Origin of the sequence: Mesorhizobium sp. M7A.F.Ca.CA.004.04.2.1 (assembly GCF_004022825.1) — a bacterium.
In the GTDB taxonomy this organism is placed as follows: Bacteria; Pseudomonadota; Alphaproteobacteria; order Rhizobiales; family Rhizobiaceae; genus Mesorhizobium.
This window is the reverse complement of sequence record NZ_RZPH01000080.1, coordinates 1-11,123: the sequence shown is the minus strand read 5'-3', so window position 1 is coordinate 11,123 and position 11,123 is coordinate 1. Positions and strand designations below refer to the sequence as shown.

The window sequence follows — 11,123 nt, the reverse complement described above, 5'->3', positions numbered from 1 at the left end:
AGTCAGGACTTCGCGGCCGGTCTTCTCCTCAGCCTCCGCAACCGCCAAAACGGCCGGAAAGATCACCGCCGCCGGGTGAAAGACCGAGCCGTTGTGAACGTCGTCCTGTTCCACGACATGGGAGGCCGCCGCATTGACCATCGCTGCGAAGTAGGGGCTTGTGCGCCGCCGCGTCGGGATGATGGTGCTTGGGCCGTCCGCCGGCCCCATGGCACGCGCAAAACCGTCGATCATCTCGACCTGGTGCGCGCCCTTGCCGGCCAGCGCCGAGCCGAGCCAGTCGATCATCAATCCTTGCGCGAAATGAACGACGCGCGGCGGGATCTGTTCGAAGTCGAGTTCGGCAATGAAGGCGCAGAGCCTGGCGGTTGGCCAATCGGCGGTGTCCAGGCTCATCCGTTGCTCCTCCCCTGCATGCCCTTTAGACCAAAGCGGCCCGGCGCAGGACCTGCCTTGCGCGCTCGATGACCGGCCGATCCACCCTTTCGCCGTTCACCTGGCTAGCTTCGCCGGACGAGGCTGCGCCGACGATGTCTCGTGCCCATGTGATGTCATTATCGCTCGGGCGAAAGCCACTGCGAATCGGCTCGATCTGCCTCGGGTGGATGGCCATCTTGCCGCCAAAACCCATCTTCATGGCGTGGCGGGCGTCATCCTCGGTGATTTCGGGACTGTTCAGGTCGGTCGTTACGCCGTCAATCGGCGCGGCCCGGCCAGCGGCGCGCGAACGCCAGACGATTTCGTTACGAGCCGCAAGCAGGATCAGCCGATCATGCGCGCAACCGAGATCGAGCGAGAAGTCGACCGAGCCGAAGGCGACGGCAACGACGTTGGGCATGGCCAATATGTCCGGCAAGTTGGCGAGACCGACGGCGCTCTCGACCAGCGCGATGACGGAAACGCTGCGTGCCATGTGCCTGGCCATATCGGCAATGTCTTCCGGACGTTCGGCCTTGGGCAGCATGACGGAGACGCCGTCAAGGCGCCGCACGGCAGCGATGTCCGCCTGGTGCCAAAATGTGCCGGCGGCATTGATGCGGACCACGACCGCGGATTTCAGCGCGGCTGCATGAGCAACGACCGCTTCCCGAGCGCGGTCCTTGTCGCCAGGGGCGACGGCATCCTCGAGGTCTAGAATGACTGCGTCCGCGCCGCTGCTGTCGGCTTTGGCAAACCGCTCAGGACGTGAGCCCGGCACGAATAGCGGCACGACAGGCGTGACGAAGCTCACCATTGCGCCGTGGCTTTCACCGTCACATGGCTGTCGGACGACCGTGCCTCGAGAGCCATGCCGTCCTGGCCTGGGGATGTTGCGCTCAGAAGCAGGCGCTGCGGGCCAGTCGCCGGATGGACGCCGCGGAATGAGAAACGGCGCGGCGACTGACCGACAATGGCGGCGGCGAAGTTCATCAGCAGCGTCGCCTGCAGCGGGCCATGGATGACGAGCCCGGGATAGTGCTCGACCCCCGTGGCATAGGGCGCGTCGTAGTGGATGCGATGCCCGTTGAACGTCAGCGCGGAATATCGAAAGAGCAGCACGGGATCGATGTCGATCGTGCGCTCGTGCGATGCGGCCAGGGGCGAATTGGCCGGCGGGGCAGGGGACGCAGCAGCGGCTTCGGCGCCGCGATAGACGATGATCTGGTCCTCCTCGATGACCGGACCGGAATCGTTGGCGATGTCGTGCCGGACCGTGACGAAGGTGAGCGGGCCGGTGCGGCCCTGCTTCTCCTCGATGGCGGCCAACGTCGAGCGGCGGCGGATGCGGTCGCCAGAGCGGATCGGCGCCATGAAACGCATGTCGCTGGCAGCCCACATGCGACGCGGAAGCGGCACCGGCGGCAGGAAGCCGCCTTTGGCCGGGTGCCCGTCAGGTCCGAGTTCTCGCATGGCGGCAATGTCGGGCGCCAGGCACCAATGCAGTCCGGGCGCGGCCGCGCCCTCGGCAGTCTGCGCCGCGTGGTCCCCAAGCGTGGCGCCAAAGCTGGCCAGCAGGCGCGGGGTCACAACATCCTCGACCTCGTGCGTGCGTCCAACCCATTCCTGCAGTGTGCTTGTGTCCAGGCTCATGAGGTCCTCGTCAGGCGGCGAATTCGGACCGGATCCGGTCCGTATCGGCGCCAAGCGCGGGGACGCTTGGAACCGTTGCAAATCCCTCCGGCCGCCCTGCCGGCTTGGGTACTGCGATGCGCTTGCCGTCCGGCAGTGCCACCTCCGTCCGGCGGAGCGCCTTGTGGTGCGGCAGGTCGCGCATTGCACTCACCCGGCCCCAGGCGATCTGCGCCTCGTCGAGACGGCTTATGGCCTCGTCGCAGTCGATTGCCGCGAAGATCGGTTCGATCTCGGCGTCGAGCGCCGTGCGGTTGGCAACCCGCCAGGTGTTGGTGGCGAAGCGTTCGTCGGCGAACAGATCCTGCCTTTGCAGCACGAGCGTGCAGAAGCGCTTCCATTCATTGTTCTGCTGGATGGACACGACCACGCTGCCATCCCGACAGGCATAAGGTCGATAGGGGTAGATCGAAGCATGCGCCAGGCCATATCTCTGCGTCTCGCGGCCCGCATATTCGTAGTGCAGCAGCGGCACGGTCATCCAGTCGGCCATGGCGTCGAACATGGCAATCTCGACAATGCGGCCGCGCCCGGTCTTCTGGCGCGCCAGCAAGGCTTCGAGGATCGCTGCATGGGCATTCATGCCGGTGGCGATGTCGGCGGCGGAAACCCCGATTTTGCTTGGCGTGTCCGGCGTGCCGGTAACGGCGCAGATGCCGCTTTCGGCCTGCACCAGCATGTCGTAGGCGCGCATGGCCGCGTAGGGCGTGTCCTGCCCGTAGCCGACGATGTTGATGGCTATCAGCCGAGGAAACTCTTTCGCAATTGTATCGGCCGAGAGGCCGAGCCTGTCGATGGCGCCCGGCACGAGATTCTGCACGAGGACGTCGGCGCGCGCGACCATCCGGTGCAGGAGAGCCAGGTCGTGCTCACTCTTCAGGTCGAGCACCGCGCTCTCCTTGCCGCGGTTGAGCCAGACGAAGTAAGCCGACATGCCTTCCACTGCGGAATCGTAATGACGCGCGGTTTCGCCTTCCGGACGCTCGATCTTCACGACGCGTGCGCCGGCATCGGCAAGGCGGACCGTGCAGAGCGGAGCGGCGACGGCCTGCTCGATCGAAACGACAAACAGGCCCTCCAGTGGGCGGGCGCCGTCAGACATTGCGCTGCACTCCCGAGCGCGCCAGCACACCAGGCTTCAGCCGCTCGTTCTTGCCGTAGTCCTCGGCGGCGTGGAAGAACAGATGCGGCGTGCCATCAATGTCCTCGAGCCTCTTGCGGTAGGCGTCCAGATAGGCCTTGCGGCCATCGTCGCCGACGCGGCCCGGCATGTAGGCGACGAAGGGCGGCAGCACGTCGAAGCCGGAATAGCGCAGCAGACCATTGTGGATCGGCCACAGCACGGTGAGGATGTCGCCATCGATGCCGTCGGGCGCGTAGGTGTCGGCCGACGTGCCCGTGGTGGCGGCCACCATGGCGAGCTTTCCCCTGAACATGCCGGTGTCGTATTTGCGGCCCGGCAGATAGGCGAAACCGCGCGCGAAGACGCGATCGGCCCAGCCCTTGAGCATTGCTGGCATTCCGAACCACCAGACCGGGAACTGGAACAGCACGAAGGCCGCCCGCTTCACCTTTTCGATCTCTGCACTGATATCGGCCGACAGTGCGCCGGCCTCGTAGGCGGCGGTCTGTTCGCGCGGCAGGCTGAAGAAGTCCGGATCGTTACGCTCGCCCGATACGTCGCCCGGCCCTGCGACAGGATTGAAGCCCATCGCATAGAGGTCGCTGACGACCACATCGTGGCCTGCGCGGGTCAAGGTTTCCACGGCCAGATCCTTCATGGCGCCGTTGAAGGATTTTGCTTCCGGGTGTGCATAGACGATGAGGACGTTCACGGACGACTCCTAGTAGGAACGCGGCAGTCCAAGCACGTGCTCGGAAAGGTATGACAGGATGAGGTTGGTCGAGATCGGCGCGACTTGATAAAGACGCGTCTCGCGGAACTTGCGCTCGACATCGTACTCTTCCGCGAAACCGAACCCGCCATAAGTCTGGATGCAGACATTGGCTGCTTCGTTCGAAGCGTCGGCCGCCAGCATCTTGGCCATGTTCGCTTCGGATCCGGGGTTCTTGCCGGCCTCGTAGAGGCTCAGCGCCTCGCGCACCATCAGTTCGGCCGCGCGCATGTTGGCGTAGGCCCTTGCGATCGGAAACTGGATGCCCTGGTTCTGGCCGATCGCCCGGCCAAACACATGCCGCTCCTTTGCGTAGGTGCTGGCCTTTTCGATGAACCATTTCGCATCGCCGATGCATTCGGCTGATATCAGGATGCGCTCGGCGTTCATGCCCGAGAGGATGTAGCGGAATCCCTTCCCCTCTTCGCCGATCAGGTTTTCGGCGGGTACGCGCAGATCGTCGAAGAAGACCTCGGTGGTGGCATGGTTCATCATGGTGCGGATCGGCCGGATTGTGAGGCCGTTGCCGACGGCTTCGCGCATGTCGACGATGAGGACGGAGAGGCCGTCGGTCTTTTTCATGCCGTCCTTCAGCGGTGTGGTCCGCGCCAGCAGCAGCATCAGATCCGAATGCTCGGCGCGGCTGGTCCAGATCTTCTGGCCCTTGACCACGAAATGATCGCCATCGAGGCGAGCAGTGGTCTTGAGCGCCCCCGTGTCGGTCCCGCTGCTCGGTTCGGTGACGCCGAATGCCTGCAGGCGCAATTCTCCCGCGGCGATCTTCGGCAGGTATCGCTGCTTCTGGGCTTCCGAGCCGTGGCGAAGAAGCGTGCCCATCGTGTACATCTGGGCATGGCAGGCGCCACCATTGCAGCCGGCGCGCTGGATTTCCTCCAGCACGGCAGCGGCGGCCGAAAGCGGCAGGCCCGAGCCACCATATGCCTCCGGGATCAGGATCGAGAGCCAACCGGCCTGCGTCAACGCTGCGACGAAGTCGCCGGGATAGGCCATGTCCCTGTCGAGTGCGCGCCAGTATTCTCCGGGAAAGCGCGTGCACAGCCTGGCGACGGCATCGCGAATGTCCTGATAGGCTTCCATGAGGTTTGTCCGGGTTTTCGTCTTGCTGCGGGCCTCACTATCGCGCCTCCGTGCCCTGTCAGCAATGCAGGGCGGACGTGAGCAGATATAACGGAATTCTAATGCTTATGGTGGAGGGCCGAGAAGCTGGCCGACCCAGACGGCCCGCCCGACAAGATCCTTGGCGATGTCCTCTATCGCTTGTCCGGCAAACCGCGCGAGCCGCGAGGCAGGCCGGTCCGCCGGGTAGGCAAGGATCAGGCGGCGCACGGGCACCGGATCGATCAATGGCGCGGCGGTGAGCAGCCCGGCGGTCACATCGGCATGGATAGGGGCGAGCGGCAGGATCGTCCAGCCATGGCCGTTGCGCACCAGGTCCTTCAGCGCCGAATAGGAGTCCGCTTCGATGCCGACATCGAGCGTGATGCCGGCATCCGTGGCGCAGCGTTCGACGATGATGCGTAACCCGTGCTTGATGCTGGGCAGCAGCAGGCGCTTGCCGGCGAGCGAGGCGAACGACACGGCGCGCACGGTTGAAAATCCCGCATCCGGCGGTCCGATCAGGAAGAGGTTTTCCAGGAGCAGCGGGCGCGAGCGCAGCGAACGCGCCATGCGCGGGTCGTAGAGTACCGCGACGTCCACCTCGCCGCGGTGCATCCAGTCCAGCAGATAGCCGGTGTAGGCGCTGACAAGTCTGAGCTTCGCCTTGGGATGGGCCTTGCCGAAGGCGGCCGCCAGCGGCAGCGAAATAATGTCGGCAACGGTGGGCGGCAGGCCGATGGCCACTTCGCCGGTCAGCGGCGCATCGGCGGGTGTGGCCGTGGCGCGGATCTCGTCGATCTCGGCCATCACGCGCATGGCGTGCGCCAGCACCTCCTTGCCCTGCTCGGACAGCACCATGCCGCGTCCGTGGCGCAGGAAAAGGGCAAAGCCCAATTCCTCCTCCAGCATGCGCACCTGCCGGCTGAGCGCCGGCTGCGCAATGTGCAGCCGGTCGGCGGCCTTGCTGAGGCTGCCGAGTTCGGCGACATGGATGAGGGTGCGTAGCTGCGATAACTCCATGAGCTATCGAATACCATTATATCTGATCACGAGAAAGAGACGAAGATTGCATCGGTCAAGCGCGCTAGTCTAATGCCAGTCCAATATCTCGGAGATGCAAGGTGACGGCGAGCATACAAGCAAAACCTCCGGAAGCAGCAGCGCTTGCCGCCGCTCCGACCGTGTCTGAAAGGCAGTGGCCGGATCAGGTCTATGAGGTGCTCAAGGCTGCCGGCATCAGCCACATGTCCTATGTGCCGGATGCCGGTCATACCACATTGATCCGCCTTTTCAGTGAGGATCCCGAAGTCGTCACCAATGTGCTGACGACGGAGGAGGAGGGCATCGCCATCGCAGCAGGCTCCTGGCTCGGTGGCAAGCGGAGCGTCGTGCTCATGCAATCCTCCGGTGTCGGCAATTGCATCAACATGCTGTCGCTTCCCGTGCAGGCGCGCTTCCCCTTGCTCGTCCTGGTGACGATGCGGGGCGAATGGGCCGAGTTCAACCCGTGGCAAGTGCCGATGGGGCAGGCGACGGAGGCGTCGCTGAAGGCGATCGGGCTCAGGGTGCTGCGCGCCGAAACCGGTCCCGACCTGGTGGAGACGGTGGCGCAGGCAGCCTTGATGGCTTTCGACGCCGACCAGCAGATTGCCGTGCTGATCGGGCAGCGGCTGCTCGGCAAGAAGAAGTGGTGAGCGACATGAATTTGCCGACGATGGACCGCCGGGTTGCGGTGAAGAAGCTGCTTGACGCCCGTGACGGCGCCCTGGTCGTGACCGGTCTCGGCTCGCCGAGCTACGACGTGCATGCCGCCGGCGACCGCAACGACAACTACTATCTCTGGGGCGCCATGGGGGGTGCTGCGCTGATCGGCCTCGGGCTTGCCCAGGCCCAACCCGACAAGCGGGTCATGGTGATCACCGGAGATGGCGAACAGCTGATGGCGTTCGGTTCGCTGGCGACGATCTCGGTGGCGCGGCCGAAAAATCTCGACCTGATCGTGCTCGACAATCAGCATTTCGGCGAGACCGGCATGCAGTCCAGCCATACCGGCAAGGGCATTGGTTTCGACAAGGTCGCGGCCGCTTGCGGTTTTTCGAAGACCGCCGAGCTGCGTACGCTGGAGGAGGTCGACATGCTCTGTGGAGAACTTCGGCGCCCGGCCGACGGTCCGCGCCTTTTCGTGCTGAAAATCACCGCCGAGAACCTGCCGCGCTCGCTGCCGCCGCGCGACGCGGTCGAGGTCAAGAACCGTTTTCGCGCCCATCTGGGCTTTGCCACCTGTTGAGGACCGATATGGCGCTGGTTAGTTTCCAGAACACGGTCGGCGGTCGGTTGCAATCGACAGCCGATACATTCGAGAGCCATGATCCGTTCACCGGCAGGCCCTGGGCGCTGATCCCGCGTGGAGGAGCGAGCCAGGTGGACGCCGCCGTGGCGTCCGCGAAGGCAGCATTCCGGTCGAAGGAATGGGCCGGCATCACGCCGACCGCGCGGGGCAAGCTGCTCGTGCGGCTGGCCGATCTGATCGCCGAGAACGTAGATCGTATTGCCGCCATCGAGACGCGCGACAATGGCAAGCTGCTCACCGAAATGACGGCACAGCTGCGCTATATCCCGGAATGGTTCCGCTATTTCGGCGGTCTTGCCGACAAGATCGAAGGGTCGGTGCTGCCGATCGACAAGGCTGGCATGCTCGCTTTCACCCGCCACGAGCCGCTGGGTGTCATTGCAGCGATCGTGCCCTGGAATTCGCCGCTTTTACTTCTGACATGGAAGCTCGCGCCGCTGCTGGCGGCAGGCAACACTGTCGTCATCAAACCGTCGGAACACGCCTCGGCCTCGACGTTGGAGTTCGTGAAACTGTTTGCGCGGGCAGGCTTCCCGCCCGGCGTGGTCAACACCGTTACCGGCATGCCGCTTGATGTCGGCGCGCCACTCGTCTCTCATCCCGACGTCGCCAAGATCGCCTTCACTGGTGGTGAGCCTGGCGGGATCGCGGTCTATCGGGCGGCTGCCGAACAGCTAAAGACCGTCACGCTGGAGCTCGGCGGCAAATCGGCCAACATCGTCTTCGACGACGCCGATATCGAGAGCGCGGTCAACGGCGCGATCTCAGGCATCTTCGCGGCCAGCGGCCAGACCTGCATCGCGGGTTCGCGGCTGCTGGTGCATCGCAAAATCCACGACCGGTTCGTGGAAGGCGTCATAACGCTGGCGGCCAGCGCTCGATTGGGCAATCCGGCGCTGCAAGAGACGCAGGTCGGGCCGATCACCACGCAAGCCCAGCGCGAGAAGGTGCTGTCCTATCTCGGCATCGCGCGCCGCGAGGGTGCGCTTTGCGTGCTGGGCGGCGGCAAGCCGGCCTCGGGTGAATTGGCCGAGGGCTGGTTCGTCGAGCCCACCATCTTCACCGGCGTGAACAACACCATGCGGATCGCGCGTGAGGAGGTGTTCGGGCCGATCCTGTCCGTCATCCCCTTTGACGACGAGGACGAGGCCTTCGCCATTGCCAATGACAGCCCCTATGGGCTGGCGGCGGGAATATGGACCAGCGACATGGGCAGGGCGCTGCGCGGCGCGGCCGCGATGGAAGCGGGGATGGTCTGGATCAATTCATACCGTGCCGTCTCCTACATGGCGCCCTTCGGCGGCTACAAGAGGAGCGGTATCGGGCGCGAAAGCGGGCAGGACGCCATCAATTCCTATCTGCAGACCAAGACGGTGTGGATAGACACCGCCGGCAAGACCGCCAATCCCTTCGTTATCCGCTAGGCTAGGCTTCGGTGGGAGAATCCCCATTCCTAGCCAAGCTCGGCCCATGCTCCCTGAGACGGTGGCCGACTTACAAATGATCGAAGGATTGGACATGAGACAGGCAGGCAAGGTGGTGGTTGTCACAGGCGCGGCGCGCGGCATCGGACGCGCTTGCGCGGAACGCTTTTTGGCCGAAGGCGCGAAGCTCGTGCTCGGCGACATCGATGCCGTGGAGTTAAAAAAATGTGCCGCTGAAATCGGTACCACCGACAGCGTCCTGGCGGTCGTCACGGATGTCAGCAAGAAGGACCAGGTCGATGGGCTGATTGCAGCGGCGGTGGCGAAGTTCGGCCGTGTCGACATCATGGTCAACAATGCCGGCATCGCTCCGGTCCAGGACTTTCTCGACATCACAGAGGCGGACTACGACAGGGTTCTCGCCGTCAATCTGAAGGGCGCGTTCATGGGCACCCAGGCCGCAGCCCGCCAGATGATCGCGCAGGGTGGAGGCGGCGTCATCATTAACATGTCGTCGATCAATTCGGGCCTCGCCAACCCGCGTGTCGCCACCTACGCGATCTCCAAGGGCGGCATGAACCAGGTCACCAGCACCGCCGCCGTCGCCTTCGCTCCCCATGGCATCCGCGTGGTCGGTGTCGGCCCGGGCACCATCGCCACGGACATGGTCATGGACGGGACATTCATCGATTCGGAAGAAATGAGACGGGCAGTCCTTTCGCGTACACCGCTCGGGCGCCTCGGCACGGCAGCCGAGATCGCCTCGGTCGTGGCATTCCTGGCCAGCGACGACGCTTCCTACATCACCGGCGAGACGATCTACCCCGACGGGGGGCGCCGCGTTCTGAACTATACGGTCCCGATCAAGGAGTGAGAAGAATGGGGAGTGACGACATGGGCAATTTCGACAAGCTGCATCACATCTGCATCGTCGTGCACGATATCGACAAGGCGCAGGCCTATTATGACTCCATCGGCATCGGGCCATGGGAGTCCTATCCGCCGCTGGCCGAATACGAAGAACTCCAGGTCCCAAGCCCCGAGGGTTTCAAGGCGATGCAATACCGGATTTGCAACTTGCCGAACGTTCAGCTGCAACTGTGCGAGCCGAACGGCGATCCTTCACCGCAGCGGATTCATCTCAATGGCAAGGGTGAAGGCGTCTTCCATATCGGCTTCGAGGTTCGTGATGCGGATGCAGCCGAGGCCAAGGCGCAGGACGACGGGCTTCCCGTGCTGATGCGCGGGCGCCGGGAAAACCGCACCGGCTTCACCTATTACGATACGGCCGACAAGGCGGGCGTGATCCTGCTGACCCGGGCGACCAATCTGCCCGGCAAATGATCTTCGCGCGAAGGATTGGGGCTGGACAAGGAGACGGGGCGACTGATCAGCTGCCCCGCAATTCCTCAAGCCGGTCGACCAGGAATTTGCCGCTGGTGATGATATGCATTTCCAAAAGGCCGACGGCGCGCAGCGTATCCTTGGCTTCGCACAGGTCGATGAGTTGCCAGTGGTCGCGGTCGGACTGTGCCTGGATCTCGGTGAGCGTCACCATCATGCGCGTGTAGCGTTCCAGCTGCTGATAGATGCGCCCGACCAGTTCGATCGTCGCCTTGCGGCCGGACGGCGCGTAGAGCGCGGCGTGGAAGTTCCAGTTGAGCTGGTTCGAATACTCGCCGGTCTTGCCCTGCTCCTGGTGCTGCTTTGCACGCTCGCGGGCCAGCGCGAGGTCGGCCTCCGTCATCCTTGGAATGGCGAGGGCCAGTAGCCATGTTTCGATCCGGGCCCGCAATTCGTAGAGCTCGAGGATCTCGTCCAGGGAAATGGAGGTGACGACGGCGCCCTTGTGGGAAACCAGCGTGACGAAGCCTTCCGAATGAAGCTGATGCAGCGCCTCTCGCACCGGAATTCGGCTGACGCCGAACTCGGTGGCCAGATGCTCCTGCCGCAGCTGAAAGTTGGCCTCGTATTCGCCGATCAGGATCTTCTGCCTGATGGCATCGGCGACCTGGGTCGAGATGGTTTTCTTCTGTACGAGCATGAATCAGCCTGAGGCGGCCGCCGTGTTTGTTGACTGGCGCCGTGTTGATTGAAGAAGTGGACGCATAGCACCGTTGTCACCGCGATGCCATGTCGCCCGTTTCGCTTCAGTAGACATGTTCCTCGATAGGTTGATTGCCAGCGATCCGTTCGTAGCGGAAGGCCGACAGGTCGACAGAGCGG

The 11,123-nt window shown here is 63.9% G+C and carries 13 protein-coding genes; 5 read left to right on the top strand and 8 right to left on the bottom strand.

What is annotated here, in order from left to right; genetic code table 11:
- The 7 genes from EN893_RS06020 to EN893_RS05990 all read right to left on the bottom strand — a co-directional run.
- Positions 1-396: MmgE/PrpD family protein (locus EN893_RS06020; protein WP_164900730.1), on the bottom strand; the 396-nt coding region annotated here is incomplete at its 3' end.
- 25 nt (positions 397-421) lie between these two features.
- Positions 422-1,234: a CoA ester lyase gene (locus tag EN893_RS06015; RefSeq protein ID WP_128361448.1), complete on the bottom strand. Its 813-nt coding sequence runs from the start codon at positions 1,232-1,234 to the stop codon at positions 422-424.
- Complete coding sequence (locus EN893_RS06010; RefSeq protein WP_127267895.1) at positions 1,228-2,070, bottom strand: MaoC family dehydratase N-terminal domain-containing protein; 843 nt, start codon at positions 2,068-2,070, stop codon at positions 1,228-1,230. Before EN893_RS06010 ends, EN893_RS06015 begins: the two co-directional genes overlap by 7 nt.
- A 10-nt stretch (positions 2,071-2,080) precedes the next feature.
- Positions 2,081-3,211: a CaiB/BaiF CoA-transferase family protein gene (locus tag EN893_RS06005; protein ID WP_127267894.1), complete on the bottom strand. Its 1,131-nt coding sequence runs from the start codon at positions 3,209-3,211 to the stop codon at positions 2,081-2,083.
- The gene (locus tag EN893_RS06000) at positions 3,204-3,944 is read right to left on the bottom strand and encodes an NAD(P)H-dependent oxidoreductase (RefSeq protein WP_127267893.1); all 741 of its coding nucleotides are present in this window, start codon (positions 3,942-3,944) and stop codon (positions 3,204-3,206) included. Before EN893_RS06000 ends, EN893_RS06005 begins: the two co-directional genes overlap by 8 nt.
- Before the next feature lie 9 nt (positions 3,945-3,953).
- Entirely contained in the window at positions 3,954-5,102 is a 1,149-nt protein-coding gene (locus EN893_RS05995) for an acyl-CoA dehydrogenase family protein (protein ID WP_127267892.1), read from the bottom strand.
- A gap of 105 nt (positions 5,103-5,207) precedes the next feature.
- Positions 5,208-6,143, bottom strand: a complete 936-nt coding sequence (locus tag EN893_RS05990) for a LysR substrate-binding domain-containing protein (protein ID WP_127267891.1) — start codon at positions 6,141-6,143, stop codon at positions 5,208-5,210.
- Between the two features lie 161 nt (positions 6,144-6,304).
- Here EN893_RS05990 and EN893_RS05985 point away from each other — a divergent pair, with 161 nt between their 5' ends.
- The 5 genes from EN893_RS05985 (at position 6,305) to EN893_RS05965 (ending at position 10,241) form a co-directional block, all read left to right on the top strand.
- Positions 6,305-6,817 (top strand): thiamine pyrophosphate-binding protein, encoded by a 513-nt coding sequence (locus tag EN893_RS05985; protein ID WP_164748823.1) that lies wholly within the window; start codon positions 6,305-6,307, stop codon positions 6,815-6,817.
- Positions 6,818-6,822: 5 nt separating this feature from the next.
- Entirely contained in the window at positions 6,823-7,410 is a 588-nt protein-coding gene (locus EN893_RS05980) for a thiamine pyrophosphate-dependent enzyme (RefSeq protein ID WP_127269711.1), read from the top strand.
- Positions 7,411-7,418: 8 nt separating this feature from the next.
- A complete protein-coding gene (locus EN893_RS05975; protein WP_128361447.1) occupies positions 7,419-8,897 on the top strand; it encodes an aldehyde dehydrogenase in 1,479 nt (492 codons plus the stop codon).
- A 94-nt stretch (positions 8,898-8,991) separates the two neighbouring features.
- Complete coding sequence (locus EN893_RS05970) at positions 8,992-9,771, top strand: SDR family oxidoreductase (RefSeq protein WP_127267888.1); 780 nt, start codon at positions 8,992-8,994, stop codon at positions 9,769-9,771.
- Between the two features lie 5 nt (positions 9,772-9,776).
- Complete coding sequence (locus tag EN893_RS05965) at positions 9,777-10,241, top strand: VOC family protein (RefSeq protein WP_245465939.1); 465 nt, start codon at positions 9,777-9,779, stop codon at positions 10,239-10,241.
- Positions 10,242-10,287: 46 nt separating this feature from the next.
- Here the strand turns inward: EN893_RS05965 and EN893_RS05960 are convergent, their stop codons facing one another.
- A complete protein-coding gene (locus EN893_RS05960) occupies positions 10,288-10,941 on the bottom strand; it encodes a GntR family transcriptional regulator (RefSeq protein ID WP_023809526.1) in 654 nt (217 codons plus the stop codon).
- Positions 10,942-11,123: the final 182 nt, after the last annotated feature.

What these genes read in the sequence shown, in the direction of transcription:
- EN893_RS06015 (WP_128361448.1), bottom strand. Translation starts at nt 1,234, where the DNA reads ATGGTGAGCTTCGTCACGCCTGTCGTGCCGCTATTCGTGCCGGGCTCA.
- EN893_RS06010 (WP_127267895.1), bottom strand. Translation starts at nt 2,070, where the DNA reads ATGAGCCTGGACACAAGCACACTGCAGGAATGGGTTGGACGCACGCAC.
- EN893_RS06005 (WP_127267894.1), bottom strand. Translation starts at nt 3,211, where the DNA reads ATGTCTGACGGCGCCCGCCCACTGGAGGGCCTGTTTGTCGTTTCGATC.
- EN893_RS05995 (WP_127267892.1), bottom strand. Translation starts at nt 5,102, where the DNA reads ATGGAAGCCTATCAGGACATTCGCGATGCCGTCGCCAGGCTGTGCACG.
- EN893_RS05990 (WP_127267891.1), bottom strand. Translation starts at nt 6,143, where the DNA reads ATGGAGTTATCGCAGCTACGCACCCTCATCCATGTCGCCGAACTCGGC.
- EN893_RS05980 (WP_127269711.1), top strand. Translation starts at nt 6,823, where the DNA reads ATGAATTTGCCGACGATGGACCGCCGGGTTGCGGTGAAGAAGCTGCTT.
- EN893_RS05975 (WP_128361447.1), top strand. Translation starts at nt 7,419, where the DNA reads ATGGCGCTGGTTAGTTTCCAGAACACGGTCGGCGGTCGGTTGCAATCG.
- EN893_RS05970 (WP_127267888.1), top strand. Translation starts at nt 8,992, where the DNA reads ATGAGACAGGCAGGCAAGGTGGTGGTTGTCACAGGCGCGGCGCGCGGC.
- EN893_RS05965 (WP_245465939.1), top strand. Translation starts at nt 9,777, where the DNA reads ATGGGGAGTGACGACATGGGCAATTTCGACAAGCTGCATCACATCTGC.
- EN893_RS05960 (WP_023809526.1), bottom strand. Translation starts at nt 10,941, where the DNA reads ATGCTCGTACAGAAGAAAACCATCTCGACCCAGGTCGCCGATGCCATC.